This window comes from Thiomonas sp. FB-6 (assembly GCF_000377645.1).
Taxonomy (GTDB): domain Bacteria; phylum Pseudomonadota; class Gammaproteobacteria; order Burkholderiales; family Burkholderiaceae_C; genus Thiomonas_A.
Window position 1 is genome coordinate 25,485 of the sequence record NZ_KB898482.1, and the last position, 26,325, is coordinate 51,809.

The window sequence follows — 26,325 nt, forward strand, 5'->3', positions numbered from 1 at the left end:
AATCCTGGGCTCGCAATGACTTCGATCCGTTACGTCTGGGCGCCTCCCGAACCCGCATCCGTCGCCGTGCAGGGCAGCGAGGAGCGCCTGCCGGTGCAACGCCTGTTCTTCGTCGGCCGCAACTACCACGCCCATGCGAGGGAGATGGGCCGCCCGGTGGACGAGAAACGTGACCGCCCCTTCTACTTCACCAAGTCGCATTCGGCCTTGCTGGCCTCCGGCTCCAGCGCGCCCTACCCGCAGGCCACGTCGAACTACCACTACGAGTTGGAACTGGTGGTGGCGCTGCGTTCGGGCGGCGCCGACATCGCGCCCGAATCGGCCCATGAGCACATCTACGGCTACGGATGCGGCCTGGACATGACCCGGCGTGACCTGCAGTTCGCGGCGCGCGACCAGGGCAAGCCCTGGGACACCGCGAAGGATTGCGAGAACTCGGCCGTGATCTCCCCCATCGTCCCGATGCCGGGCCAGGTGATCGAGCGCGGGCGCATCGAACTGCGGGTGGACGGCGAGCAGCGCCAGGATTCCGACATGTCGAACATGATCTGGGGCGTGCGCGAGCTGATCGCCGACCTCTCGCGCATGTACCACCTGCGGCCCGGCGACCTGATCTACACCGGCACCCCCGAGGGCGTGGGCCCGGTGCTCGCGGGCCAGCGCCTGGACGGCAGCATCGAGGGCGTGGGCACGATTTCCCTGCAACTGCTGGCGGCCGGCGCATGAAGCTCTACAGCTACTTCCGCAGCGGCACCTCGCACCGGCTGCGCATCGCGCTGGCCCTCAAGGGCCTGCACCCCGACTACGTGCCGGTGGACCTGCTGCACGGCGAGCAGGCCGGCGCGGCCTACCGCGCCGTCAACCCGCAGGGCCTGGTGCCCGCGCTGGAGGTGGACGGGCAGGTGCTGATCCAGTCGCCGGCCATCATCGAGTGGCTGGACGAGACCTACCCCGAGCCGCCGCTGCTGCCGCGCGAGCCCCTGCTGCGCGCCCGCGCTCGCGCGCTGGCGGCCGTCGTGGGGTGCGACATGCACCCGCTGAACAACCGCCGCGTGGTCGAGTACCTGCGCGCCGAATTCGACTGCGACACGGCCGCGGTCAACGCTTGGTGCGGCACCTGGATGAGCGCCGGCTTCGAGGCGCTGGACGCGCTGCTGGCGGCCGACCCCGCGCGCGGGCGCTTCTGCGTGGGCGGGCGCCCCGGAGTGGCCGAGGTGTACCTGGTGCCGCAGATGACCACGGCACGCCGCTTCCAGGTGGACCTGTCGCGCTGGCCGCGCCTGCTCGACATCGAAGCCGCCTGCCTGGAACTGCAGGCCTTCCGCGATGCCGCGCCCGCGGCGCAACCCGACGCACCGAAGCCATGATCTCCGCCCCCGCCCTGGGCCTGTTCGCGGGGTTCGCGATGGTGGCCTCCTTCACCCCCGGGCCGGCGGTGATGCTGGCCGTGAACAACGCCATGCATTTCGGCTGGCGCCGCGCGCTGTGGTCGTCGCTGGGCAACATCAGCGGGCTGCTGATGCTCAGCCTGCTCAGCGCGCTGGGCATCAACGCGGTGCTGCAGAGCTCGGCGACGGCCTTCACGCTGCTCAAGACCGCGGGTGCGCTGTACCTGATCTGGCTGGGCGTGCAGCAGTGGCGCAGGGCCGGCGCGATGCGCAGGGCCGCCGCCGCCGCGGGCAGCGCGGACTGGAACGCGCAGGCCGCCGAGCCCGCGCAGGTGCGCCCGCGGGTGCTGTACAGGCGCGGCCTGGGCGTGGCCATGACCAATCCCAAGGCCATCGCGTTCATCGCGGCGCTGTTCCCGCAGTTCCTTCGCGCCGGGCATCCGGCGCTGCAGCAGTACGCGCTGCTGACGGGGACCTTCATGGCCATGTCGCTGCTGGCGCTGAGCAGCTACGCGGCACTGGCCGTGCTGGCGCGCCGCCCGCTGCGGCGCTGGTTCGACACGGGCTGGCCGCAGCGCGCCGGAGCGGGCGTGTTCTGCGCCTTTGGTCTGGCGATGTTGCGCCTGCATCGCAATTGAATGGATGGCCCCCACGCTCGCTGCGCTCGCTGCCCCCCGTGGGGGCCCAGTCGGCTTGGGGCGGCCCGGCGCCGACTGGGGCCTCCTATGCTGAAGTTACGTTACGTTACCTTCGTGTCGATCCGATACGCGCGGGCGGTCAACTGAGCAGGCAGGCATCGCGTTTCCGTGTGGGGAGCCTTATGCTCGCAAAGGGGGCTCGTTCGCGCAGGCATGATCGACCAGGCCCCCCTGCACGCCGATTCGCCGGCTCGCCCGCGGACCGGCGGTGCTTGTCGTCCCGCATACCTGACCATTTATTCCTACAAAGGGGATTGTGATGAAGCGTCATCTGTTGTCCACCGTGCCGGCAGCGCTGGCCCTGGCCGTGCTCGGCACCCTGGGCGGCTGCGCCTCGAGCAGCAAGCCGACGGCGCCCGTGCAGGCCGCCGCGCCGGCGCCTGCGAACCATTCGGCGCAGAGCAGCGTCGCCGCCGTGCAGGCTCCCGCCGAGGAAAACCTCGGCCCGGCGCCGAACGTGCCGCGCAGCGTGTTCTTCGCCTTCGACAAGTACAACGTCGAAACCAAGTACCGTCCGGTGATCGCGGACAACGCGCAATACCTGGGTGCCCACCCGGCCGCCCACGTGCAACTGCAGGGCAACACCGACGCCCGCGGCAGCCGCGAATACAACCTGGCGCTGGGCCAGAAGCGCGCCGACGCCGTGATGAACGCGATGGAACTGCTGGGTGCCAAGCCGGCCCAGATGGAAGCCATCAGCTTCGGCAAGGAAAAGCCCAAGGCCATGGGTACGTCGGCGGCGGATTACGCCGAGAACCGCCGCGTGGACATCGTCTACCAGCGCTGAACCCGAGCTTGCCCGCGCAACGCGCGGGCCTCGTCGACCCGCGCCGGCCCCTGGCGGCCCGCGCGGGTTTTTCATGCGCGCGGCGCGGGCTTGCTGCGACGCACAAGCGGTCCGTGGGATAATGCGCACTGCTTGCCACCCGCAGCACCTCATCGATGACCTATTCGGTCAAGGAAATCTTCTATACCCTGCAGGGCGAAGGAGCCCAGGCCGGCATGCCGGCCGTGTTCTGCCGCTTCGCCGGCTGCAACCTCTGGAGCGGCCGCGAACAGGACCGCGAACAGGCGGTCTGTCGCTTCTGCGACACGGATTTCGTCGGCACCGACGGTGACGGCGGGGGCCGCTTCGCCGACGCGCGCAGCCTGGCCGAGGCCGTGGCGGCGCGCTGGCCGCAAGGTACCGCGGGCGGGCTGTGCGTGCTCACCGGCGGCGAACCGCTGCTGCAGGTGGACGAGGACCTGATCGATGCGTTGCACGCGCGCGGTCTGCGCATCGCCGTCGAGACCAACGGCACCCAGGCGGTGCCGCCCGGAATCGACTGGGTCTGCGTGAGTCCGAAGGCCGGTGCGCCGCTGGTGCAGCGCAGCGGGCAGGAGATCAAGGTGGTCGTGCCGCAGCCCGGGCTCGACCTCGACGAACTCGCCGGGCTGGATTTCGGCCATCGCCTGCTGCAGCCGATGGACGGAGCGCTGCGGCGCGAGAACACCGAATGGGCGCTGCGCCAGTGCCTGCGCGATCCGCGCTGGCGTCTGAGCCTGCAGACCCACAAGCTGCTGGGCATCCGCTGAACGCGCCGGCAGCGCACGGGCCGCCCCCCGCCCGTGCGGCACTTCCTGGGGGTGCCGATATTGCGAGCCAAACAGGAACCGAACCAATGAATGAAACCACCCCCACCGAAGCCACCGCGACCGAGGCCCCGACCGTGCAGCGCTACAGCGATCTCGCGCTGGACCCGAGGCTGCTGCGCGCGGTGGCCGACATGGGGTACGAGAGCCTCACGCCGATCCAGCAGCGCGCCATTCCGGTGGTGCTGTCGGGCCGCGACATGATGGGCGCGGCGCAGACGGGCACCGGCAAGACGGCGGCCTTCACGCTGCCCATCCTGCAGCAACTGCTGCCGCTGGCCAGCACCAGCGTGTCGCCGGCGCGCCATCCGGTGCGCGCGCTGATGCTGGCACCGACCCGCGAACTGGCCGACCAGGTCTACGTCAACGTGGCGGCCTATGCGCGCCACACGCCGCTGCGCAGCGCCTGCGTGTTCGGCGGCATGGACATGGCCCCGCAGACCGCGGCGCTGCGCCTGGGCGTGGAGATCGTGGTGGCCACGCCGGGCCGCCTGCTCGACCATCTGGAAGGCAAGACGGTCAACCTGTCGCAGGTACAGTTCGTCGTGCTCGACGAAGCCGACCGCATGCTCGACATCGGCTTCCTGCCCGACCTGCAGCGCATCCTCGCCTACCTTCCCTCGCAGCGCACCACGCTGCTGTTCTCCGCCACCTTCTCCCCCGAGATCCGGCGCCTGGCGCAGAGCTATCTGCGCGATCCGGTGACCGTCGAGGTGGCGCGTCCCAACGCCACCGCGACCAACGTCGAACAGATCTACTACAAGGTGGCCGAGGACCTGAAGCACGCGGCGCTGCTGCAAGTGCTGCGCGAGCACGATCTGCGTCAGACCATCGTGTTCGTCAACAGCCGGCTCGGCGCCGGGCGCCTGGCGCGCATCCTGCAGCGCGACGGCCTGAAGGCCCAGGCCATGCACGGCGACAAGTCGCAGGCCGAGCGCCTGGCCACGCTGGACGCCTTCAAGCGCAACGAGGTGGAAGTACTGGTGGCTACCGACGTGGCCGCTCGCGGCCTGGACATCGCCGAACTGCCCGGCGTGATCAACTACGACGTGCCCTTCAACGCCGAGGACTACGTGCACCGCATCGGCCGCACCGGCCGCGCCGGCGCCTCGGGTCTGGCCATCACGCTGTGCAGTGAGCGCGACATGCGCTCGCTGGGCGACATCGAGAAACTCATCAAACGCAAGGTGGAGCTGCGCGAGGTGGACGTGCAGGCGCCGCGGCGCATGCCCCGGGCGCCGCGCGACTCCGGACTGGGAGCCACGCCGCCGCGCTCCGGCGCGGCGCGCTCCGCGAACCAGGACCCGTGGTTCGACAAGCCCTACGAGGCCGACCCCAACGCCCAGCCCGCCTGGGAGCAGACGCCGGCCGCGGGCGCCGCCCGCGGCGCCGTACCCGCCAACATCCGCTCGCGCCGCAAGGTGCCGCTGCTGCTGGGCGGCAAGCCGCCCGCGGCCGGCAAGTAGGCAGGCTCGGGCGCGCCGCGGCGCGCACTCAACCCCGACCCTCCGCTCCGTCCGGATCCGCTTCGCATGCGCGCAGCGGGTCCACGCCGGGCCGCTGGCTTCCCTGGGCGTGGGCATGCTCCCAGCGATCCCTCAGGCTGGGCCATTCGCGCAGCGCCGATTCCAGCACCTCACCCAGCGTCGTGCCCGCCGGGCGCAGCCCCAACACGCCCGCGGCGTCGCGCAGGGCCTGCACGCCCGGCACCACCCCCGCCGCCCGCTCGGACTTGGACAACTTGCGCCCCTGCGCGTCGCGCAGCAGCGGCAGGTGCAGGTAGCGCGGCGTGGGCAGGCCCAACGCGCGCTGCAGCAGGATCTGGCGTGCGGTGGAGCCGGCCAGATCCTCGCCGCGCACCACGTCGCTGACCTGCTGCGCGGCGTCGTCCACGACCACCGCGAGCTGGTAGGCCCAATCGCCGTCGGCGCGCTTGAGCACGAAATCGCCCACCGTGCGGTCCACGCATTCGCGCTGTTCGCCCAGGCGGGCGCAGAGCCAGCGCACGCAGGCGGCCTCGCCCGGCGGCAGGCGCAGGCGCCAGGCGCGCGGCGCGCCGCGCGCGCCGTCGCGGCAGGTTCCCGGGTACACGCGTTCGCCCCCCGGACCCACCGGCGCGCCGGCCAGCTCCAGGTCGCGGCGCGAGCAACTGCAGGGGTAGGCGGCCTGGGCGAGCAGCAGGCCTTGCAGCGCCTGCGCGTAGGCCTCGCCGCGCCGCGACTGCCACCACGGCGGCTCGTCAGGCTGCAGCCCGCAGCCCTCGAGCTGCTGCAGGATGCGCGCATCGGCGCCCGGCACGCAGCGCCGGGTGTCGACGTCCTCGATGCGCACCAGCCAGCGCCCGCCCCGGGCACGCGCATCCAGCCAGGAGCCCAGCGCCGCCACCAGGGACCCGGCGTGCAGCGGGCCGCTGGGCGAAGGGGCGAAGCGGCCGACCGGGGCGCTCACGGCGCGCGCGCGGCGTGCAGGCTCAGAAGGGCAGGTAGTGGTCGACCAGCATGGCCGCGAACAGCAGCGACAGGTAGACGATGGAGTAGCGGAACATGGCGCGGGCCAGCGCGTCGCTGTACTCGCGCAGCAGCTTCCAGGCGTAGCCGATGAACACCCCGCCCAGCGCCAGCGCGCTGAGCGCGTAGATCAGACCGGCCGAGTGCATGGCCCAGGGCATCAGGCTGACCACCGTCAGCAGCAGGGTGTACAGCAGCGCCTGCAGGCGCGTGTAGCGCGAGCCGTGGGTCACCGGAAGCATGGGCAGGCCCGACTTGCGGTAGTCCTCGGTGCGGTACAGGGCCAGCGCCCAGAAATGCGGCGGGGTCCACAGGAAGATGATGAGGAACAGGATCAGCGCCTGCGCCGACACCGAGTTGGTCATGGCCGCCCAGCCCAGCACCGGCGGCATGGCGCCGGAGGCGCCTCCGATGACGATGTTCTGCGGCGTCGCCGGCTTGAGCAGCACGGTGTAGATCACCGCGTAGCCGATGAAGGTGCCGAAGGTCAGCCACATGGTCAGCGCGTTGACCTGGGTGTACAGCAGCGCCATGCCGGCGCTGCACAGCAGCCCCGAGAACACCAGGATCGGCGCCGTGCCCAGCTCGCCGGTGGCCGAGGGGCGCCAGGAGGTGCGGCGCATGACGGCGTCGATCTTCTGCTCCACCAGGCAGTTGAAGGCCGCGGCCGCGCCGGCCACCATCCAGATCCCCGCGGTGGCCGCCAGCAGCGGACGCCAGTCGGGCAGCCCGGGCTGCGACAGGAACATGCCGATGACCGCGCAGAACACGATCAGTTGCACCACCCGCGGCTTGGTCAGCGCGTACAGTTGCCCGGCGACGCGCAGCGCGCCCGGGGGTTGGGAGAGGGAGCCGGTTTTCATGATGGGTTTTGCATTCCTCGCATTCCCGCCGGCGGCGCCGCCGGCTGGCGCGCCCTGCGCCCACCCGAGGTGCGCCAGGCCGCCGTGGTCAAAAGCAGCACCATCAGTGCCGCCACTCCATTGTGAGCCACCGCGGGCACCAGCGGGTGCTGCAGCAGCACCACGCTGACGCCCAGGGCGATCTGCGCCGCCAGCGCCACCACCAGCCAGCCGGCCAGGCGGCGCAGCTCGCGCAGGCGCGCCAGCAGGCCGGCGGCGCCGAGCACCAGCACCGTGGCCACCACCGCGAACAGGCGGTGGGCCCAGTGGATGGCGATCAGCGCCTGCAGCGTGACGGCCGATCCGTCGGGCATGCGGCCGAGATCGCGCCACAGGGTGAAGCCGGCGCTCCAGTCGGCCGGGGGATTCCAGCTGCCGTTGCAGGTGGGAAAGCCGCTGCAGGCCACCGCCGCGTAGTTGGTGCTGACCCAGCCGCCGAGGAAGATCTGCACCAGCAGCGCCAGCAGCGCGGCGCGGGTGAGCCAGCGCGTGGCCGCGCCGGCGTTCAGCGGCTGCATCTCGGGGCGGTTGCGCATCCAGAACCAGGCCGCCAGCAGCAGCAGCACGATGCCCCCCATCAGGTGCAGGGTGACGATCAGCGGCTTGAGCAGCAAGGTGACGGTCCAGGCGCCGAACATGCCCTGCACGACGATCCAGGCGAACAACAGCAGGGGCAGCCCCACGCGCATGCCCTGGCCCTTCCTGCGCGCCCACAGCGCGCGCGCGGCCATCACGGTGATCAGCGCGCCGATGATGGTGGCCACGTAGCGGTGGATCATCTCCACCCAGGCCTTGAAGGGGCTGACGTTACCCTGGGTGCCGCCCTCCTCCTGCACCGCCTGGTGGATCTGCACATGGGCCTGGGCCGGCGTCAGGCGCCCGTAGCAGCCGGGCCAGTCGGGGCAGCCCAGCCCGGCATCGGTCAGGCGAACGAAGGCGCCGAACATGATCAGGTCCAGGGTCAGGAACACCAGCAGCGCCACCAGGCGCGCCCAGCGCATGCGCATGCCGGCCCAGATCACCAGCCCCAGCCCGAGCAGCCACAGGCCAGCCTGCAGCCAGTGCAGCGAGAACAGCCAGACGGTAGGAACCGCCTGGTACATGTTGTGCACCAGGTTGGACGGAAGGGACGGACTCATCATGAGCGCTGCCCCGGCTGGACCCCGGAAGGGCTGGCGCCCGGGGCCTGGGGAGCCAGCGGCAGGGGCTGCAGCTTGCGCGCCTTCCAGGACTGGGTGTTGTACAGCAGCTTGCCGAACACCCCGAGCGCGCGAACCGGATCGAAGCGGGCCGGGAAACGCAGCATCAGGTTGCCCAGCGGGTCGACCAGCCACATCGGCCCCTGCAGCGCCTCGCCCGGGTTCAGCGGCAACCAGGCGCGCAGCTGGGAGGGGTCGGCGCGCAGGATGACCGTGCCGGCGGCGGGCGCCAGCACCCCGGGATTGAGCGGGGCGCCGTCGGTGACCAGCCAGACGCGGGCCACGCGGTACTGGTCGTTGCCGGCGGCGAGGTAGAACTGGCGCATGTCGAACAGCAGCTTCTGGCAGGCCGCGTCGCAGGAGGCGGGCGCCGCCACCAGCATCAGCCAGTAGCCGTTGAGGCTGCGCAGGTCGAAGGCCTTGCCGTCGAGGGTGCGCAGGCTCAGGGGCGGCACCGGGCGCTGCGGCTGCACCAGTTCCCCGTAGGCGGGCCTGCCGCCGCGGTGCTGGACCAGGCCGATGTACAGCGTGGCCGCCAGCGGCAGCAGCACGACGGCGGCCAGCAGCCACAGCGCCGCGCGCCTGCGCGGCACGCCCGGGCGCCCCGCCGGGGCCCGACGGGCCTGCGCGGCGTTCATCGCGCACTCCCGGCGCGCCTGCGTCGCAGCGTGCGCGTGGTGAAGTAGACGAGCAGGCCCATGCAGGTCGCGCTCATCGCGAACCACTGGAAGGCGTAGCCGTAATTGGTCTGCATGCCGAGATCCGGAGCGGGCCAGTCGCGCACCAGGCCCTCGCCGTCCGTGCCCAGTTGCTGGATCACGTAGGGCAGCAGGCGGATGTGGTGATAGGCCGCGAACTGGGGAAGTTGAACATTCTGGCGCACCATGGCACCAGGAGGGTCTTTAGCGAAAGAAAACCATTGTGACGGTGCGGGTGCAATGCGCCCGCGCACCTCCACCGTGCCCTGCGGGCTGGGAATGGGCGGCACCAGCATCGGCGCGTGGGTGTCGGGCCCGGCCCAGCCGCGCTCGACCATCACGTAGGTGTCGGAGCCTTCCAGGCGCAGCGGCGTGAACACCCAGAAACCGCTGACTCCGCGGTATTGGCGGTTCTGCAGGTAGACGGTCAGCGCGCCGGCCCAGTTGCCGCGCGCGCTCACCGGGCGCCACTCGGCGCTTGCGAAGTCCACCCCTTGCGGGCCCAGTTCCAGCCCCGGCATGCGTTCCCGGCTGGCGATGCTGGCGGCCAGCGCCTGCTTGTAGTGCGCGCGATGCAATTGCCACACGCCCAGGCGCGCGAGCAGCGCGATCAGAGCCAGCGAGGCGATCACGGTCAAGATTTCCCGCGCTCGCAGGCCAGGCGCCGCGCCTGGCGCCGCCGCTGGTGGGACAATCGGCTTCGGCATCACCCTGTTCACCCAAGCCGGAGCCAAGCCTTGCGCATCGTCGTACTCATCGCCTTCGTGCTCATCCTCGGCAGCCTGTTCTCCGGGCTGTACTTCGTGATGAAGGACAAGGGCAAGTCCAATCGTGCGGTCAACGCCCTGACCTTCCGGATCGGCTTCTCGATCCTGTTGTTCCTGTTCATCCTGCTGAGCTACAGGATGGGGTGGATCCACCCCAGCGGCATGCCGCTGACTTCGCGCTGAGCCCGCGCGGCGCTCACGCGACGGCCGGGAGGCCGCCGCTCGCGGGGCGGCGCCGCACACGCGGCGCGGCGCCGCGGTGCATCACAGCCAGTACACCAGCACGTACAGCAGCAGCCACACCACGTCGACGAAGTGCCAGTACCAAGCGGCGCCTTCGAAGGCGAAGTGGTGATCGGCCTTGAAATCGCCGCGGATCATGCGGTACAGCACGACCGACAGCATGGTCGCGCCCAGGAACACGTGGAAACCGTGGAACCCGGTGAGCATGAAAAAGGTCGCGCCGTAGATGCCCGAGCTCAGCTTCAGGCCCATCTCGGTGTACGCGTGGTGGTACTCGAAGCCCTGCAAGAACAGGAACAGCACGCCCAGCGCGATGGTCAGCGCCAGCCAGAAGATGGCCTTGCCGCGGTGATCGGCGCGGACTGCGTGGTGGGAGATGGTCAGGGTCAGGCCGGAGCTCAGCAGCAGCGCGGTGTTGATGGTGGGGATGGGCCACGGGTCCATCGCCTGCACCGCCGGGATCAGCCCACCGGGGCCGACGCTGGGCCAGGCCGCCTGGAAGTGCGGCCACAGCACCTGGTTGTGCAGCGCGGCCAGGTCGGGCAGCGCCCACACCCGCGCGTAGTACAGCGCGCCGAAGAAGGAGGCGAAGAACATCACCTCCGAGAAAATGAACCAGCTCATGCTCCAGCGGAAGGACGAATCCACCGCCTGGTTGTGCATGCCGCCTTCGCTTTCGGCGATGGCGCGGCCGAACCACTTGTACAGCGTGGTCAGAAAGCCCAGCAGGCCCACGAGCAGCAGCCACTGCGCATGCGGCACGTCGTTGAACCACAGGCCGGCGCCGAAGGCCATCGCCACCAGGCAGGTGGCCGCCATCACCGGGAAGGGTGATGGACTCGGAATGAAATAACCCGAGGGTTGGCTGGATGACGACATATTGTCTTCCTCGACGTTAGGAGTGAGGGTTGGAAATGACCCAGTGCACGATGGTCATCAGCAGGCCGACGAACAATGCGGCAGCGATCAAGCCTGCGATGACGATATGGACGATGTTCAGGTTCGCGAAATCGCGCTCCCGGTCCGCCGACTTGCGCACACCCAGGAAGGCCCAGAAGATGGCGCGGAAAGCGCTGAGAAAGGAGCCCATGGTGCGCGAGGGATTCAGCCTTGTCCGTGCCGGCGCCGCGTCACAGCAGGGTCCAGCGCAGGATGAACCCGACGAGCAGCACGACGGCGATGCTCAGCGTGATCAGAGCCAGGCGCAGGTTGCTGCGACGCTTGTCGGCGGGAAGTCGGGACATGATGGTCGGGGATCGGGAGAGGCGCCGGAGCCGTGGCGATCAGCTGACCGCGCCGGAGGGCGGGAAGGAGCCGCCGTCCTTCTTCAACTCGGCCTGCGTGGACTGCACCCAGGCCTGGTATTGATCCAGCGGGAGCACCTTGACCACGATGGGCATGAAAGCGTGGCCCTTGCCGCAGATCTGCGCGCACTGGCCGTAGTAGGTCCCGGGCTTCTCCGCCTTGAACCAGGTCTCGCGCGTGGCGCCGGGGATGGCGTCCATCTGCACGCCGAAGGCCGGCACGTACCAGCCGTGCAGCACGTCGGCCGAGGTGGTCAGGATGCGCACCTTCTCGTTCACCGGCACCACCAGCGGATGGTCCACCTGCAGCAGGTAGTTGTCGGGCTTGGCTTCCTTGCCGTAGACCTCGGCCATCGGCGTGGTCAGCGTGGAGTAGAAGGAAATGCCCTTGCCCGGGCCGTCGAGGTAGTCGTAGCTCCACTTCCACTGGTAGCCGGTGACCTTGACGGTCATGAAGGAGTGTCCGACGTCCTCCTGCGCGAGCACCACCTTGGTGGCCGGGATCACCATCGCGATCACGATGATCAGCGGAATGACCGTCCAGATCACCTCGACGGTGGTGCTCTCGTGGAACTTGGCAGGCACCGCGCCCTTGGACTTGCGGTGCTTGAACACCGAATAGAACATGACGCCGAACACCAGCACGCCGATGGCCAGGCAGATCAGCATGACCATGTAGTTCAGCCAGCGCTGGTCGAAGGCGATGCTGGTGACGGGCTGCTGGAAGTCGATCCCGTTGACCTGCGGCCCCCCGGGCAGGCTCTTCGCGGCGAACGCCGTGGAGACGAACAAGGCCGAAGCCAGGGTCGCATAGTGCTTCAGTTTCATCTTCGATGTCACCTTATGGAAAGATTTCACTCAGGCCGCAATCAACGCGCGCCGCAGTTCGCGCGCCAGCTTCTCGCGGCGCTCGGCCCGCGTGTAGCGTCCGGCGAAGGCCTGCGCCTGCCCCGCCTTGAACACGATCAGGCCGTTGTCGTGCAGCAGGATGCGGGTCTGGCGGGTCGGCAGCTCGAGGCGCTCCACGCGCCCGGCGCATTCCCATTCCACGACCACGCGCTCCGGCCCGAATTCCACGCGTTCCCGGTCGGCCGCGTGGCGGGCATAGGCCAGCAGCGCGCCGGCCATGGCCAGCAATTCCAGCAGGGTGAACGGCGTCACCAGCTTGGCTCCGCTCACCCAGCACATGCCCGCCACCAGCAGGGAAAGCAGGCTCAGCGACACGAAGAACCCCAGCAGCTGGCGCGGACTGATCGAGCAGTTGCGGCGGGACACCCAGACCTGCGCACGACCGGAATCCTCCGGCGCACGGAAATCGAAGGTATCCATCCACTGCGCAGACATGTCGGGTGTCCTGTCTCCAGGGCCGCACGCGCCGTGGCGTGCCGCCGGTTCACGAATTCTGGGGCCGCAGGTGTTCCCGGGCCTGAACCGCCACATTATAGGGATGCCCCCGGGGCGCGACGATGCGCGGCGCCCCATCGGCGGGCATTTTGCGTCGGGTCAACATGCCCGGACACGAATGCTGCTCCAGCGCGCATCCTGGACGCCCGGCCGGCCCCGCGGGCTCAGCCCGGGGAGCGGGAACGGCCGCGCCCGCCGATCTGCTCCAGCCCGATGCTGGCCACCCCGGCCTCGGCGCGGCTGGTGGCGGGCTTGAAGGCGTGGCCGTAGACCAGCTCGAAACTCAGCTCCACCTGGCCGTGCCCGCTGGCCGCGGCGCGTGCGCGCAACAGTTCGAGCAGCCGGCGCCAGTGGCGCGGCGTGCGCAGGCCCGGCCGCGCGGCGGCGTGGGGCGCGCGGCCGAGCTGCGCCAGTTCGCGCAGCGCGGCGTCGGCGTCGGCCCAACGCAGGCGCAGCACTTCCATGTCCATGACCGGCGAGGCGAAGCCCTGCTCCACCAGCAGGTCGCCCAGGTCGTGCATGTCCGGCCACGGCGGCGCCCCGGCGCCGAGCGCGGCCACCTCGGCGTCGCGCAGTTCGCGCAAGGTGTCGGGGCCGAAGGTGGTGAACATCAGCACGCCGTCCGGGCGCAAGGCCCGGTTCCAGGCCGCGAACAGCGCGGCCGGATCGGCAGCCCAGCCCAGCGCCAGGTTCGACCACAGCAGCTGCGCCGACCCCTGTGCCACGGGGGGCGCCTGCAGGTCGCCCTGCTGCACCTCGGTGGGCCCGCCGCCGCGCAGGCGCCGCAGCCAGCCGCCGCCGTGCCGGCGGCGCGCCTGCTCGGCCAGCCGCGGCGAGGGTTCCACGCCGAGCAGCCGGGCCTGCGGGTACTGCGCGCGCAGCAGGGCCAGGCCGTCGCCCCAGCCGCAGCCCAGGTCCAGCGCCAGCTCGGGGCGCAGGCGCAGCAGCGGCAGGCGCTCGGCCATGCGCCGCGCCGCCTCGCTCCACAGGAAGGGCACGCCACGGCCGGCCAGGCGGTCGCGCGCGAAACGCACGCCGGCACTGGCGCTGACGGGAGGCGGCGGCATCGGGGGCATGGCGCTAGGCGGTCGCGGCGGCGTGGATTCGCCGCGTGGAAGTCCCGCGGCGCACGCAAGGACTTGCGGCGCGCGCCGGGCACGGCGGGGCGAAGCCGAGCACTATAGCGTGATGTACGCGCAGCCGCCGACGCCCCCGCGAAACCCCTTGGGCGGGCTGCTGCGGGCGCTGCTGCCCGAGGGCCGCTGCCGCCTGTGCGGGCTGCCCAGCCGCGCGCCCCTTTGCAGCGCCTGCCAGTGCGAGCGCCCGGCTCGCTGGCGCTGCCCGCGTTGCGCGCTGGCGCTGCACGGCCCGGTCGCCGCCTGCGGCGCCTGCGCGCTGCGCCTGCCCTGCTTCGCCGGCACGCTGGCGTGGAGCGACTACGCGGCGCCCTGGGACCGCCTGGTCGCGCAGTGCAAGTTCGGCGACGATGCGGCGCTGGCGCGATGGCTGGGCAGGCTGCTGGGCCAATGCCTGCGCGCCGAGCGCCCGGGCTGGGGGCCGGCGCGCTGCGTGCTGCCGGTTCCACTCGGCCCCGCGCGCCTGCGGCAGCGAGGCTACAACCAGGCCTGGGAGCTGGCGCGCGGCCTGGCCGCGGAACTGGGCTGGCCCTGCGACTGCCGGCTGCTGCAGCGCCGGCGCGAGGGCCCGGCGCAAAGCGCGCTGGCGGGGCAGCGGCGCGCGGCCAACGTGCGCGGCGCCTTCGCCGCTGCGCCGCTGCCGCGCGGCGCGCGAGTGCTGCTGGTGGACGACGTGATGACCAGCGGCAACACCGCCGAGCATGCGGCCCGCGCGCTGCTGCGCGCCGGCGCCGGGGACGTGCGCGTGGCGGTGCTGCTGCGCACCCCTGCACCCGGGCCGGGGGGCCCCGGCTGCTAGGCTAGCCGCCCATCATGTTCCACATCGTGCTCGTGCATCCGGAGATTCCCCCGAATACCGGCAATGTCATCCGGCTGGCCGCCAACACCGGCTGTTCGCTGCACCTGGTGCGCCCGCTGGGCTTCGAGCTCGACGACGCGCGCATGCGCCGCGCCGGGCTGGACTACCACGAGTGGACCCGCCTGCAGGTGCACGAGGACTGGCCGGCCCTGCGCGCGCGGGCGCTGGCCGAGGGCGGCGCGATGTGGGCCTTCACCACCCGCGGCGCGCAGCCCCTGCAGCACGCCCGCCTGGCGCGCGGCGACTGGCTGGTGTTCGGCGCCGAGACCCGCGGCCTGCCCGAGCCGGTGCTGGGCGATTTCGAGCCGGCGCGGCGGGTGCGCCTGCCCATGCGCGCGGGCCAGCGCAGCCTGAACCTGTCCAACGCGGTGGCGGTGTCCGTGTTCGAGGCCTGGCGCCAGAACGGCTGGGAAGGCGCGGTCTGATCAGAGCTTGGAGAAATCCGGCTTGCGCTTGGCCAGGAAGGCGCTGAAGGCCTCCTTGGCCGCCGGGCCCTGCAGCATGCGCGCGAAATGCCAGGCCTCGTCGGCCATGGCCGCGTGCACCAGCTCGCGCTGGCCCTTGCGCAGCAACTGCTTGGTCAGCGCCAGCGAGGCCGAGGGCTTGGCCGCCAGCTTGCGCGCCTGGGCCTGCGCGTAGTCGCGCAGTCCCTCCGGCGGCAGCACGCGGTTGATCAGGCCCACCGCGAGCGCGTCGTCGGCCCCGAAGGGCTCGCCGAACATCAGCATCTCGGCGGCCGCGGCGGGCCCCACGCGCAGCGGCAGCAACAGGCTGGAGGCGGCCTCCGGCGACAGGCCGAGGTTCACGAAGGGCAGCGAGAACAGCGCGTTGTCGCCGGCGTAGACGAGGTCGCAGTGCAGCAGCAGCGTGGTGCCGATGCCCACCGCGGGCCCGCCCACCGCCGCGATCACCGGCTTGGGGAAATCCGCCAGCGAACGCAGGAAGTCGAACACCGGGGTGTCCAGGCCTCCCGGCGGGCGCTGCAGGAACTCGGTGACGTCGTTGCCCGAGGTGAACAGGTCCTGCTGGCCCTGCAGCACCACCACGCGCACCGCCTCGTCGGCCTGCGCCGACTGCAGTTCGCGGTGCAGCAGCGCGTACATCTCCTGGGTGATGGCGTTTTTCTTCTCGACCCGGTTGAAGGTCAGCGTCAGCACCCCGGATTCGCGCAAGGCGAGGATCGGCTCCATGGCTCAGACCCGCTCGAAAATGCCGGCGGCGCCCTGCCCCGTGCCCACGCACATGGTGACCATGCCGTACTTGAGCTGGCGCCGGCGCATGCCGTACAGGGTGGTGCAGGCGCGGATGGCCCCGGTGGCACCCAGCGGGTGGCCCAGCGCGATGGCGCCGCCCAGCGGGTTGACCCGGGCCGGGTCCAGCCCGCAGGTGTCGATCACCGCCAGCGACTGCGCCGCGAAGGCCTCGTTGAGTTCGATCCAGCCCATGTCGTCGAGCTTCAGCCCGGCCACCTTCAGCGCGGCGGGAATGGCCTCGATCGGGCCGATGCCCATGATCTCCGGCGGCACGCCGCGCGAGGCGAAGCCTACGAAACGCGCCAGCGGCTGCAGCCCGAAGCGCTTGATCGCCGATTCGGAGGCCAGCAGCAAGGCGCCGGCGCCGTCGGAGGTCTGCGAGCTGTTGCCGGCGGTCACCGTGCCCAGCCCGGTGGCCTTGCCGGTGGGGTCCTTGGGCGCTGCGAACACCGGGCGCAACTTGCCCAGCGCGGCCAGCGAGGTGTCGGCGCGCGGGCCCTCGTCGACGCCGATGCTGCGCCGGATCTCGCGCACGGTGCCCGAGGCGAGGTCGGCGCCGCGGTCGATCACCTCCATCGCTGCGATCTCGTCGGCGAATTCGCCGGCGGCGATCGCCGCCAGCGCGCGCTGGTGGCTTTGCAGCGCGAACTCGTCCTGGCGCTCGCGCGAGACCTTCCAGCGCTGCGCCACCTTCTCGGCGGTCAGGCCCATGCCGTAGGCGATGCCGATGTTCTCGTCGCGCTCGAAGATGCGCGGGTTGAACGAGGGCTTGTTGCCGGTCATCGGCACCATGCTCATGCTCTCGGCGCCGCCGGCCAGCATGACCTCGGCCTCGCCCACGCGGATGCGGTCGGCGGCCATCTGGATAGCCGTCAGCCCGGAGGCGCAGAAACGGTTGACCGTGACCCCGCCCACGCTGTCGGGCAGGCCGGCCAGCAGCATCGCGCTGCGCGCCATGTTCAGGCCCTGTTCGCCCTCGGGCATCGCGCAGCCGATGACGGCGTCCTCGATGGCCTTCGGATCCAGGTTCGGCACCTGCGCCAGCGCCGCCTGCACGGCGCGGATCAGCAGGTCGTCCGGGCGCGTGTTGCGGAACACGCCGCGATGCGAGCGGCCGATCGGGGTGCGCGCCGCCGCGACGATGTAGGCGTCCTGCACTTGTTTGGACATGATGTTCTCCGGGAATTCGGTGGGGGGTTGCGTGGCGCGCTGGCTCAGTTGCGCACCGGCTTGCCGGCCTGCAGCAGGCTCATGATGCGTTCCTGGGTCTTGGGGTGTTCCAGCAGGCGGCAGAAGCGCTCGCGCTCCAGGCGCATCAGCCAGGCCTCGTCCACGCGCGTGCCGGGGTCGACGTCGCCGCCGCACACCACCTCGGCGATCATGCGGCCCAGCAGCTCGTCGTGCGCGCTGATCTGGCCGCCGTCGCGCATGTTGGCCAGCTGGCCGCGGATGGTGGCGATGGCGCTGCGCCCGGCCACCGGGATCAGCGCCGGCACCGGCGGGCGCCAGCCCGAGGCGGCCATGGAGCGCGCCTGCTCGACGGCCACGAACAGCAGCTCGTCCTTGTGCAGCACGACGAGGTCGTCGTCGCGCAGCCAGCCCATGCGCCGCGCCTCGATGGCCGACTTGGACACCGCGGCGGTGGCCGGCTGCATGTACAGGCCCTTGAGGAACACCATCGGGTCCGCGTCGGCCCCGGCAGCCTGCGCCAGTTCGGCGGCGCGGCGCGCCAGGAAGCACAGGCCCCCGCCGCCGGGGATCAGGCCCACGCCCACCTCGACCAGGCCCATGTAGCTCTCCAGCGCAACCACGCGGCGCGCCGCGTGCACCGCCAGCTCGCAGCCTCCGCCCAGCGCCATGCCGCGCACCGCGGCGATCACCGGAACCTGGGCATAGCGCAGGCGCAGCACCAGGTCCTGCAGCTTCTTCTCTTCCGGCTCGATGGCCTTGGCCCCGCCGCTCATGAAGGCCGGCAACATGGCCTGCAGGTCGGCGCCGGCGCTGAAGGGCTCACCCGTCTGCCACACCACGAGGCCGCGGTAGGAGGCCTCGGCCAGCTCGACGGCGCGGTTCAGCCCGGCGACCACGCCCGGGCCCAGGGTATTCATCTTGGTCTTGAAACTGGCCACCAGCACGTCGTCGGCGCCGGGCGCCGTCCACAGGCGGATGGACTCGTCCTCGAACACCGTGGCGCCGCCGGTCCTGGCGTCCGGCGCGGCCTCTCCCAGCACGCTCTGGCCGAACAGCTGCCGGCGCATCACCGGCAGCTCGCGCCGCGGCTTGTAGCAGCCCTGCGAGGCCGACCACGAACCTTCCGGGGTGTGCACGGCGTCGATGCGCTGCACCCAGTCGGGCAGCGGGGCCGCGCACAGCGCCTTGCCGGCCGCGATGTCCTCGGCGATCCAGCCGGCGATGCGCTTCCAGCCCGCCGCCTGCCAGGTCTCGAAGGGGCCCTCGTTCCAGCCGAAGCCCCAGCGGATGGCGAAATCGAGGTCGCGCGCGTTGTCGGCGATGTCGCCCAGGTGCAGCGCGATGTAGTGCCACACGTCGCGGAAGATGCTCCATAGGAACTGCGCCTGCGGGTTGCTGGAATTGCGCAGCAGCTCGAAGCGCTCGGCCGCCGGCTTCTTGAGCATGCGCGCGACGATCTCCTCGGCCTTGCCGCCGCCGGGCACGTACTCGCCTGCGGCCGGGTCCAGGCGCAGGATGTCCTTGCCCGACTTCTTGTAGAAGCCGGCGCCGCTCTTCTGGCCCAGCGCGCCGCGCTCGACCAGCTGCGCCAGCACCTTGGGCGTGGCATACAGCGCGGCGAAGGGGTCCTTGTCCACCGGCAGGGTGTCGCGCATGGTGCCGATGACGTGGGCCATGGTGTCCAGGCCCACGACGTCGGCGGTGCGGAAGGTGGCGCTCTTGGCGCGGCCCAGCTTGGAGCCGGTGAGGTCGTCGACCACGTCGAAGCTCAGGCCGAAGCGCTCGGCTTCATGCATCACCGCCAGGATGGAGAACACACCCACGCGGTTGGCGACGAAATTGGGGGTGTCCAGCGCGCGCACCACGCTCTTGCCCAGCGTGGTGGTGAGAAAGCTCTCCAGGCGGTCGAGCACCTCGGGGCGCGTGTGCGCGGTGGGGATCAGTTCCACCAGCGGCATGTAGCGCGGCGGGTTGAAGAAGTGCACGCCGCAGAAGCGCTGGCGCAGGGCCTCGTCGAAGCCCTCGCCCAGGCGCGTGATCGACAGGCCCGAGGTGTTGGTGGCGAACAGCGCCGAAGGGGCCAGGTGGGGCGTGACCTTGCGGTACAGGTCGTGCTTCCAGTCCATGCGCTCGGCGATGGCCTCGATCACCAGGTCGCAACCCGCCAGCAGCGCCAGGTCGTCGTCGTAGTTGGCGCAGCGGATGAGTTCGGCCTCCTGCGCCAGGCCCAGCGGCGCCGGGCTGAGTTTCTTCAGGTTGGCGACGGCGCGCTCGGCGATGCCGTTCTTCGGGCCTTCCTTGGCCGGCAGGTCGAACAGGATGACCGGCACGCGGGCATTGACGCAGTGGGCGGCGATCTGCGCGCCCATGACGCCGGCGCCGAGCACGGCGACCTGGCGGACGGGAAAGTTCTGGCTCATGGTGGGTAGGCCCTCGGACGGGCGTTGGCAAGAGGGGAACAAGGGGCGCGGCGCCGGCTCAGGCGAACACCGCGTCGGTGTCCATCAGCACCGCCGAGCCGCTGCGCGCCTGGCGGATCGCCGTGGCCGTCTCCGGCAGCAGGCGGGCAAAGTAGAAACGGGCGGTCTGCAGCTTGGCCTGGTAGAAGCCGTCGCCGGCGTTCTCGGCCAGCCGGCGCTGCGCCACCTTGGCCATGCGCGCGAAGGCGTAGGCGAACACCAGGTGGCCGAGCACGCGCAGGTAGGGCGTGGCCGCGGCGCCGACCTGCTCGCGGTCGGTCATGGCCTTCATGCCCAGCTCCATGGTGAGCTTCTGCACCTTCTCGGCCAGGTCGGCCAGCGGGTTGACGAATTCCTGCATGGACTCGACCACGCCTTCGGCCTCGACGAAGTCGCGCACGATGCGTCCGAACTTCTTCAGCCGGGCGCCGCCGTCCATCAGCACCTTGCGCCCGATCAGGTCCAGCGCCTGGATGGTGTTGGTGCCTTCGTAGATCAGGTTGATGCGGGCGTCGCGCACGTACTGCTCCATGCCCCATTCGCGGATGTAGCCGTGCCCGCCGAACACCTGCAGGCATTCATTGGTGGCCGAGAAGCCATTGTCGGTGATGAAGGCCTTCACGATGGGCGTGAGCAGCGCCACCAGGTCGTCGGCGTCCTTGCGCACCTCGGCGTCCGGATGCTGCTGCGACTGGTCCAGCATCAGCGCCACCCAGTAGGCGAGGAAGCGGCCGCCCTCGGCCCAGGCACGCGCCGTCAGCAGCATGCGCCGCACGTCGGGGTGCACGAGGATGGGGTCGGCAGCCTGCTGCGGCGCCTTCGGGCCGCTGAGCGAGCGCATCTGCAGGCGGTCGCGCGCGTAGTCCAGCGCGTTCTGGTAGGCCACCTCGGTCAGGCCCAGGGACTGCATGCCCACGCCCAGGCGCGCGCCGTTCATCATCACGAACATCGCCGGCAGGCCCTTGTTGGGCTCGCCCACCAGCCAGCCCCGGGCGCCGTCCAGGGTCATCTGGCAGGTGGCGTTGCCGTGGATGCCCATCTTGTGCTCGATGCCCGAGCAGAAGATGCCGTTGCGCTCGCCCGGCTCGCCGGAGGCGTCGGGCAGGAACTTGGGCACCACGAACAGCGAGATGCCCTTGGAGCCCTCGGGCGCGTCGGGCAGCTTGGCCAGCACCATGTGCACGATGTTGGAGGCCAGGTCGTGTTCGCCGCTGGAGATGAAGATCTTCTGGCCCGACAGCAGGTACGAGCCGTCGGCCTGCGGCGCGGCCTTGGTGCGGATCAGCCCGAGGTCGGTGCCGCAATGCGGCTCGGTCAGGCACATGGTGCCGGTCCACTGGCCGGCGGCCAGGCGCGGCAGGTACAGCTCCTTCTGCTGCTGGCTGCCGTGGGTTCCCAGCAGTTCGGCCACGCCCTGGGTCAGGCCCGGGTACATGGTCCAGGCCTGGTTGGCGGCGTTCTCCATCTCGTGCACCGCGCTGCCCACCAGATGGGGCAGGCCCTGGCCGCCGTACTCGGGCGCGGCGGTCAGCAGCGGCCAGCCGGCCTCGACGTACTGCTGCCAGGCCTCGCGGTAACCCTCGGGCGTGCTCACCGCGTGCGTGGCGGCGTCGTAGCGGCAGCCTTCGACGTCGCCGCTGAGGTTCAGCGGGAACAGCACGTCGGAGCAGAACTTGCCGGCCTCCTCGCAGACCTGGTCGATGAGTTCGGCATCGAGGTCGGCGTGCGCGGGAAGCTCGCGCAGGGCCGGCACGACCTCCAGCACTTCGTGCATCACGAATTGCATGTCGCGCAACGGCGGGGTGTAGCGGGGCATGGCGAAACTCCTGGGGGCGAAAGGGATGATCGGAAAGAGAATCAGACGGACTCGGCCTGCAAGGCCTGCAGCAGCTGGACTCCGGCCGGCGTGGTCCACGGCGCCAGCACGCGCAGGTAGGCGCTGCGCACCAGCTCGGCGCAATCGGGAATCTGCAGCAGGCGCGCGTCGTGGTGCAGCGCCAGGATCAGGCCGTGCAGTTCGAACAGAACCTGCTGCACGGGCGTGTCCTCGCGCAGGTGTCCGGCCTGCACCGCCTGCTCGATGGCACGGCGCAACGCGGACTGCCAGGTCTGCACCATCAGCACCAGCGCGTCGCGCACCGGCCCCGGCCGGTCGTCGAACTCGACGGCGCCCGAGATGTAGATGCAGCCCGTCTCCACCTCCAGGCTGACCTGCTGCAGCCAGCGATGAAACATGGAATGCAGGCGCGGCAAGCCCCGAGGCCGTTCCAGCGCCGGCTGGAACACCGCCGCCTCGAACATCTCGTGGTAATGCCGGATGACCGAGATCTGCATCTCCTCGCGCGAGCCGAAGTGCGCGAACACCCCCGACTTGCTCATGTGCATGCGGTCGGCCAGCACGCCGATGGACAGGCCCTCCAGCCCGATGCGCCCAGCCATCTGCAAGGCGCAGTCGAGAATCGCGCGGCGGGTCTGCCGCCCCTTGCCGGCCGGCTCGGCGAGCGCGGCGGCCTCGGGGGAGGAATCGGAAGGGGAAGCAAGAGCCCTGCGGGATGTCGACACGGTCGCTGCGCCTGCTGGGCGCCTGGAAGAAAACGAACGGTCGTACTATTTCTGATTTCGCGGGCTTTGTCAATCGCGAATTCGCGCAAGCAGCCGGAAGGCGGGCCCGCCCCCCCCGAACCGGCGGGGACGGCGGGCCGGGATCAGCCCAGCAAGGCCAGCAGCGCGCCCTCGTCCGCGCCCGCTGCGCCGGCACCGCGCCCGCGCAGCGCCAGGCTTCCGCTGGCGTAGGTCAGCAGCCAGCGCGCGCGCTCGGCGGGATCGAAGCCGGGTGCCACGCCGCCTTGCTGCTGCGCCACCTTCAGGCTCTGGCGCACCGAGGCCTCGAATCGCGTGAACAGGCGCTGCACGCGCTCGCGCAGGCGCGCGTTCTCGCCCACCAGCGCATCACCGGTGAGCACGCGGTTCAGCCCGGGGTTGCGCTCGGCGAAGGCCAGCAGGGCCTGCACCATGCGCGCCGCCTGCACCAGCCCGGAAGGCTGCTGCGCCTCGATCTGGGCGATCAGTCCGAACAGGCTGCCCTCGATGAATTCGATCAGCGCCTCGAACATCTGCGCCTTGCTCGCGAAATGCCGGTACAGCGCCGCTTCCGACACCTGCAGGCGCGCGGCCAGCGCTGCCGTGGTCACGCGCTCGGCGGGCGCGTCCTCGAGCATGCCCGCCAGGCATTGCAGGATCTGCTCGCGCCGCTGCCCCGGCGCCGGGCGGCGCCGCAGCGCAGCGGGGGTATCGGCAGGGGCGGGAGCTTCGACGGGCTCGGACATGGTGGGCCGATTCTCGCACGCGCGCGCACCGCGCCCCGGCGGCGCCGGCGGCGGACCCGCCGCATCAGGCCCGCGAGCTCAGATCCGCGGCCCGCCCGGAACCAGGCGCGGCAACTGCCACAGACTCGAGGTGCGGGCACTCACGTAGCCCGGCCGGCCGTGGCGCCCGGCACGGTGCAGGCGCGGCGCCTGCGCCGAAGCCGACGCGGCCGCCGCCCCCGCCTGCCGGCGCGCGGCGCGGTGCGCATAGCGCGTGAACCACACGCCGCGCAGCCCCAGCGCGCGCGCCGAGCGCAAGTGCCCCAGGGTGTCCTCGACCAGCACGCACTGGGCCGGACGCAGGCCCAGGCGGCGCAGCACGTGGCGCAGCATGCGCGCATCGGGCTTGGGGCGCAGCTTGCCGAACTGCCGCATGTCCTCGACCGCGATCACGCCGTCGAATTCGCGCAGCATGTCGAAGGCGCCCAGCACCCGCAGCGCGTAGGCGCGCGGCGCGTTGGTGAGCACGTACTTGCGCCCGGGCAGGCGGCGCAGCGCGGCGCGCTGCGCCGCATCCGCGCGCAGCAGGCGCGCCAGGTCGGAGAAGCGGTGGGTCTCCTCCAGGAAATGCTCGGCGCGCACCCCGTGCTCGTGCATCAGGCCCAGCAGCGTGGCGCCGTATCGCAGCCAGAAATGCCGGCGCAACTCGTCGGCACGCTGCTCGTCCACCTGCAGATGCCGCTGGATGTAGGCGGTCATCTCCAGGTTCATGCGCGGGAACACCTGCCACGAGGCATCGTGCAGGGTGTCGTCCATGTCGAACAGCCACACCGTGCGGCGCGGCGCCTCGGCGTGACTGCCGCGCATGGTCAATGCGAGCGGATCATGGTGCCGAAGGCCTGCTCGGTCAGGATCTCCAGCAGCATCGCGTGGGGGATGCGCCCGTCGATGATGTGCACCGAGTTCACGCCCGAACGGGCCGCATCCAGCGCCGAGGAGATCTTCGGCAGCATGCCGCCGGAGATACTGCCGTCGGCGAACATCTCGTCGATCTCGCGCGCCGACAGGTCGGTGAGCAGTTCACCGGCCTTGTTCAACACCCCGGGCGTGTTGGTCAGCAGCACCAGTTTCTCGGCCTTGAGCACCTCGGCCAGCTTGCCGGCCACGACGTCGGCGTTGATGTTGAAGTTCTCGTTGTCCTCGCCGAAGCCCAGCGGCGAGATCACCGGGATGAACTGGTCGTCCTGCAGCGCCTTGACCACCGCCGGGTCGATGGACTCGATCTCCCCCACCTGGCCCACGTCGTGTTCCACCTCGGGATTGGCGCGGTCGCGCATGCGCAGCTTGCGCGCGCGGATCATGCCGCCGTCGCGCCCTGTCAGCCCCACCGCCTTGCCGCCGGCGAAATTGATCAGACCCACGATGTCCTGCTGGACCTGGCCGGCCAGCACCCACTCGACCACCTCCATGGTTTCCGCGTCGGTCACGCGCATGCCCTGGATGAAGGTGCCCTTCTTGCCGATCTTGGCCAGCGCCTCGTCGATCTGCGGGCCGCCGCCGTGCACGACCACCGGATTCATGCCCACCAGCTTGAGCAGCACCACGTCCTCGGCGAAGTCCTGCTGCAGCGCCGGGTCGGTCATGGCGTTGCCGCCATACTTGATCACCAGGGTCTTGCCGTGAAACTTGCGAATGTAGGGCAACGCCTGGGCGAGGATCTCCGCCTTGTCGCGCGGGGAGATGTGGGCCAGGTCGGGTACGGCGGCTTCGGTCATGGCGGAAGGCGTGGGCAGGAAATGAGGGTGGGCGGAAGGCGGGCTTGCGGGTGGGCCGCGGGTCGATGCCCCCCTGGACAGGGCAAATTCTAGGGACAACCGCCAGGGCGGGCCGGGTCCTGCCCGCGCGGGGCGCCGCACGGGCGACGCGGGGCGCCCCGCGGGCGGCTCTGTACACTGGCTGCGACCCTGGCCCCGCACGATGTCCCGCGCCCCTCGCCCCCTGCTGACCGCCCTGCGCCACCCGCGCCTGAGCGCCTCCACGCTGCTCGCGCTGGCCCTGGCCGCCGCGCTGCAGACGCGCCTGGGCCCGGCGCGCGCGCTGCTGCTGGCTTTCGACCTGGCCAGCGCCGTCTACCTCGGCTCCATCGGCTGGATGATGGGCCACAGTGCGCCGCAGGCGCTGGCGCGCCGCGCCGAGCGCCAGCTGCAGGGCCGCTGGGGCGTGCTGGTGTTCTCGCTGCTGGCCTCCGGCGTGGTGCTGCTCGCGCTGCGCCTGGAGTTGCACTCCGGGCACGGCGGGCACGCGGGCGACCTGCCGCTGGCCGCCGCGAGCATCGTGCTGTCCTGGCTGTTCTTCAGCGTGGTGTTCGCGCAGGCCTACGCGCACGCGGACCACCTGGAGCGCGCGCACGGACGCCCGGCGCTGCGCTTTCCCGACGACGCCGCGCCCGACTACTGGGACTATGTGTATTTCTCGGTCGTACTGAGCATGACCTTCCAGACCTCGGACGTGAACATCGCCGGCCGAGGCGTGCGGCACATCGTGCTGCTGCACAGCGTGGCGGCCTTTTTCTTCAACGTGTTCATCCTGGCCCTGACGGTCAACGTGGTCGCGGGCGCGCTGTAGCTGACTTGGGTCAAGGACGCCCTGCCGAGCGCTTCCTAGGCTTCATGCAGGCGCCCGCCGGGTGCCGCGAGGAGGCCCAGGCATGTCCGATCCCTCATTCGCCGACCGCCGCGACGCGGGCCGCGCGCTGGGCGGCGCGCTGCAGACCCTGGCCGGCACGCCCGACCTGCTGGTGCTGGGCCTGCCGCGCGGCGGCGTGCCGGTGGCCTTCGAGGTGGCGCGCAAGCTCGGCGCCGAACTCGACGTGCTGGTCGTGCGCAAGCTGGGATTGCCGCAGCAGCCCGAACTCGCGATGGGCGCGATCGGCGCCGGCGGTGTGCTGGAACTCAACCCCGAGCTGATCGTCGAGGGCCACGTGAGCCAGGAGGCGCTGGACGCCGTGGTGCAGCGCGAACGCCTCGAATTGCAGCGCCGCGAGGCGGCCTACCGCGGCGATCGGCCGGCACCGCGCCTGCGCGGGCGCTGCGTGGTGCTGGTCGACGACGGCATCGCCACCGGCGCCTCGATGCGCGCCGCGCTGGACGTGCTGCGCCGCGCGCAGCCCGCGCGCATCGTGGTCGCCGTGCCGGTGGCCGCCGCGCAGACGCTGCTGGAGCCGGGCCTGGCCGAGGCCGAGGTGGTGACCCTTGCGCGCCCATGGAACCTTGGGGGCGTCGGACGCTTCTATCAGGATTTCGGGCAGACCAGCGACGACGAGGTCCGCGAGCTGCTGGTGCGGTCCGCGGCCGGCCGCCCCGGGCCTGTCGCCCCATGAA

General features: G+C 71.1%; 30 protein-coding genes. 11 read left to right on the forward strand and 19 right to left on the reverse strand.

Annotation, left to right across the window (positions count from 1 at the left end):
• Positions 1-15: 15 nt before the first annotated feature.
• From D466_RS0111035 to D466_RS0111060, 6 genes are all read left to right on the forward strand, one after another.
• Positions 16-726, forward strand: a complete 711-nt coding sequence (locus D466_RS0111035) for a fumarylacetoacetate hydrolase family protein (RefSeq protein ID WP_026285158.1) — start codon at positions 16-18, stop codon at positions 724-726.
• Positions 723-1,367 (forward strand): maleylacetoacetate isomerase, encoded by a 645-nt coding sequence (gene maiA, locus D466_RS0111040; protein WP_018913775.1) that lies wholly within the window; start codon positions 723-725, stop codon positions 1,365-1,367. Before D466_RS0111035 ends, maiA begins: the two co-directional genes overlap by 4 nt.
• Positions 1,364-2,026: a LysE family translocator gene (locus D466_RS0111045; RefSeq protein ID WP_018913776.1), complete on the forward strand. Its 663-nt coding sequence runs from the start codon at positions 1,364-1,366 to the stop codon at positions 2,024-2,026. The genes maiA and D466_RS0111045 overlap by 4 nt, the downstream gene beginning before the upstream one ends.
• 319 nt (positions 2,027-2,345) lie before the next feature.
• Positions 2,346-2,873 (forward strand): OmpA family protein, encoded by a 528-nt coding sequence (locus tag D466_RS0111050; RefSeq protein ID WP_018913777.1) that lies wholly within the window; start codon positions 2,346-2,348, stop codon positions 2,871-2,873.
• Between the two features lie 155 nt (positions 2,874-3,028).
• Positions 3,029-3,661: a 7-carboxy-7-deazaguanine synthase gene (gene queE, locus D466_RS0111055; RefSeq protein ID WP_018913778.1), complete on the forward strand. Its 633-nt coding sequence runs from the start codon at positions 3,029-3,031 to the stop codon at positions 3,659-3,661.
• An 86-nt stretch (positions 3,662-3,747) separates the two neighbouring features.
• Complete coding sequence (locus D466_RS0111060; protein WP_018913779.1) at positions 3,748-5,184, forward strand: DEAD/DEAH box helicase; 1,437 nt, start codon at positions 3,748-3,750, stop codon at positions 5,182-5,184.
• 28 nt (positions 5,185-5,212) lie between these two features.
• On the opposite strand, the gene gluQRS is transcribed toward D466_RS0111060, so the two are convergent.
• The 5 genes from gluQRS to D466_RS0111085 form a co-directional block, all read right to left on the reverse strand.
• A complete protein-coding gene (gene gluQRS, locus D466_RS0111065; protein WP_018913780.1) occupies positions 5,213-6,166 on the reverse strand; it encodes a tRNA glutamyl-Q(34) synthetase GluQRS in 954 nt (317 codons plus the stop codon).
• Positions 6,167-6,188: 22 nt separating this feature from the next.
• Positions 6,189-7,088, reverse strand: coding sequence for a heme o synthase (locus D466_RS0111070; RefSeq protein ID WP_018913781.1), 900 nt, complete (start codon positions 7,086-7,088; stop codon positions 6,189-6,191).
• Positions 7,085-8,194, reverse strand: coding sequence for a COX15/CtaA family protein (locus D466_RS0111075; protein ID WP_026285160.1), 1,110 nt, complete (start codon positions 8,192-8,194; stop codon positions 7,085-7,087). The genes D466_RS0111070 and D466_RS0111075 overlap by 4 nt, the downstream gene beginning before the upstream one ends.
• A 71-nt stretch (positions 8,195-8,265) precedes the next feature.
• Positions 8,266-8,964 (reverse strand): hypothetical protein, encoded by a 699-nt coding sequence (locus D466_RS0111080; protein WP_018913783.1) that lies wholly within the window; start codon positions 8,962-8,964, stop codon positions 8,266-8,268.
• The gene (locus D466_RS0111085; protein WP_231385705.1) at positions 8,961-9,656 is read right to left on the reverse strand and encodes an SURF1 family protein; all 696 of its coding nucleotides are present in this window, start codon (positions 9,654-9,656) and stop codon (positions 8,961-8,963) included. Before D466_RS0111085 ends, D466_RS0111080 begins: the two co-directional genes overlap by 4 nt.
• A 105-nt stretch (positions 9,657-9,761) precedes the next feature.
• Between D466_RS0111085 and D466_RS0111090 the strand changes: the two genes are divergently transcribed.
• Positions 9,762-9,974, forward strand: a complete 213-nt coding sequence (locus tag D466_RS0111090) for a twin transmembrane helix small protein (RefSeq protein WP_018913785.1) — start codon at positions 9,762-9,764, stop codon at positions 9,972-9,974.
• Positions 9,975-10,055: 81 nt separating this feature from the next.
• On the opposite strand, the gene D466_RS0111095 is transcribed toward D466_RS0111090, so the two are convergent.
• The 6 genes from D466_RS0111095 to D466_RS0111120 form a co-directional block, all read right to left on the reverse strand.
• Positions 10,056-10,913, reverse strand: coding sequence for a cytochrome c oxidase subunit 3 (locus D466_RS0111095; RefSeq protein WP_026285162.1), 858 nt, complete (start codon positions 10,911-10,913; stop codon positions 10,056-10,058).
• A 16-nt stretch (positions 10,914-10,929) separates the two neighbouring features.
• Positions 10,930-11,124 (reverse strand): DUF2970 domain-containing protein, encoded by a 195-nt coding sequence (locus tag D466_RS0111100; RefSeq protein ID WP_018913787.1) that lies wholly within the window; start codon positions 11,122-11,124, stop codon positions 10,930-10,932.
• Positions 11,125-11,164: 40 nt separating this feature from the next.
• Positions 11,165-11,278 carry a cytochrome oxidase small assembly protein gene (locus D466_RS24790; RefSeq protein WP_018913788.1) on the reverse strand — a complete coding sequence of 38 codons (114 nt, stop codon included), beginning with the start codon at positions 11,276-11,278 and terminating at the stop codon, positions 11,165-11,167.
• Positions 11,279-11,317: 39 nt separating this feature from the next.
• Positions 11,318-12,166: a cytochrome c oxidase subunit II gene (gene coxB, locus D466_RS0111110; protein ID WP_018913789.1), complete on the reverse strand. Its 849-nt coding sequence runs from the start codon at positions 12,164-12,166 to the stop codon at positions 11,318-11,320.
• A gap of 30 nt (positions 12,167-12,196) precedes the next feature.
• On the reverse strand, positions 12,197-12,682 hold the full coding sequence (locus tag D466_RS0111115; protein ID WP_196803466.1) for a DUF2244 domain-containing protein: 486 nt from the start codon (positions 12,680-12,682) through the stop codon (positions 12,197-12,199).
• 224 nt (positions 12,683-12,906) lie between these two features.
• Positions 12,907-13,809, reverse strand: a complete 903-nt coding sequence (locus tag D466_RS0111120) for a methyltransferase domain-containing protein (RefSeq protein WP_026285163.1) — start codon at positions 13,807-13,809, stop codon at positions 12,907-12,909.
• A 157-nt stretch (positions 13,810-13,966) separates the two neighbouring features.
• Between D466_RS0111120 and D466_RS0111125 the strand changes: the two genes are divergently transcribed.
• Positions 13,967-14,677 carry a ComF family protein gene (locus D466_RS0111125; protein ID WP_018913792.1) on the forward strand — a complete coding sequence of 237 codons (711 nt, stop codon included), beginning with the start codon at positions 13,967-13,969 and terminating at the stop codon, positions 14,675-14,677.
• A 14-nt stretch (positions 14,678-14,691) separates the two neighbouring features.
• Positions 14,692-15,162: a tRNA (cytidine(34)-2'-O)-methyltransferase gene (locus D466_RS0111130; RefSeq protein WP_018913793.1), complete on the forward strand. Its 471-nt coding sequence runs from the start codon at positions 14,692-14,694 to the stop codon at positions 15,160-15,162.
• Here the strand turns inward: D466_RS0111130 and D466_RS0111135 are convergent, their stop codons facing one another.
• The 8 genes from D466_RS0111135 to argB all read right to left on the reverse strand — a co-directional run bounded on the left by D466_RS0111135 (position 15,163) and on the right by argB (position 24,720).
• Positions 15,163-15,927 carry an enoyl-CoA hydratase gene (locus D466_RS0111135; protein ID WP_018913794.1) on the reverse strand — a complete coding sequence of 255 codons (765 nt, stop codon included), beginning with the start codon at positions 15,925-15,927 and terminating at the stop codon, positions 15,163-15,165.
• Positions 15,928-15,930: 3 nt separating this feature from the next.
• Entirely contained in the window at positions 15,931-17,160 is a 1,230-nt protein-coding gene (locus D466_RS0111140; protein ID WP_018913795.1) for an acetyl-CoA C-acyltransferase, read from the reverse strand.
• 44 nt (positions 17,161-17,204) lie between these two features.
• Positions 17,205-19,601, reverse strand: a complete 2,397-nt coding sequence (locus D466_RS0111145) for a 3-hydroxyacyl-CoA dehydrogenase/enoyl-CoA hydratase family protein (protein WP_018913796.1) — start codon at positions 19,599-19,601, stop codon at positions 17,205-17,207.
• Positions 19,602-19,659: 58 nt separating this feature from the next.
• Positions 19,660-21,456, reverse strand: coding sequence for an acyl-CoA dehydrogenase C-terminal domain-containing protein (locus D466_RS0111150; RefSeq protein WP_018913797.1), 1,797 nt, complete (start codon positions 21,454-21,456; stop codon positions 19,660-19,662).
• 41 nt (positions 21,457-21,497) lie between these two features.
• Positions 21,498-22,079: a TetR/AcrR family transcriptional regulator gene (locus D466_RS0111155; protein WP_018913798.1), complete on the reverse strand. Its 582-nt coding sequence runs from the start codon at positions 22,077-22,079 to the stop codon at positions 21,498-21,500.
• 266 nt (positions 22,080-22,345) lie between these two features.
• Positions 22,346-22,966 carry a nucleoid occlusion factor SlmA gene (slmA, locus tag D466_RS21495; RefSeq protein ID WP_018913799.1) on the reverse strand — a complete coding sequence of 207 codons (621 nt, stop codon included), beginning with the start codon at positions 22,964-22,966 and terminating at the stop codon, positions 22,346-22,348.
• A gap of 78 nt (positions 22,967-23,044) precedes the next feature.
• Positions 23,045-23,812 (reverse strand): pyrimidine 5'-nucleotidase, encoded by a 768-nt coding sequence (locus D466_RS0111165; protein WP_018913800.1) that lies wholly within the window; start codon positions 23,810-23,812, stop codon positions 23,045-23,047.
• A 2-nt stretch (positions 23,813-23,814) separates the two neighbouring features.
• The gene (argB, locus tag D466_RS0111170; RefSeq protein WP_018913801.1) at positions 23,815-24,720 is read right to left on the reverse strand and encodes an acetylglutamate kinase; all 906 of its coding nucleotides are present in this window, start codon (positions 24,718-24,720) and stop codon (positions 23,815-23,817) included.
• A gap of 202 nt (positions 24,721-24,922) precedes the next feature.
• On the opposite strand from argB, the gene D466_RS0111175 reads away from it, so the two are divergent.
• Together D466_RS0111175 and D466_RS0111180 are read left to right on the forward strand one after the other, a co-directional pair.
• Entirely contained in the window at positions 24,923-25,570 is a 648-nt protein-coding gene (locus D466_RS0111175) for a DUF1345 domain-containing protein (RefSeq protein ID WP_018913802.1), read from the forward strand.
• A gap of 82 nt (positions 25,571-25,652) precedes the next feature.
• Positions 25,653-26,324 carry a phosphoribosyltransferase gene (locus D466_RS0111180; protein ID WP_018913803.1) on the forward strand — a complete coding sequence of 224 codons (672 nt, stop codon included), beginning with the start codon at positions 25,653-25,655 and terminating at the stop codon, positions 26,322-26,324.
• The last annotated feature ends 1 nt before the right edge of the window (position 26,325 follow it).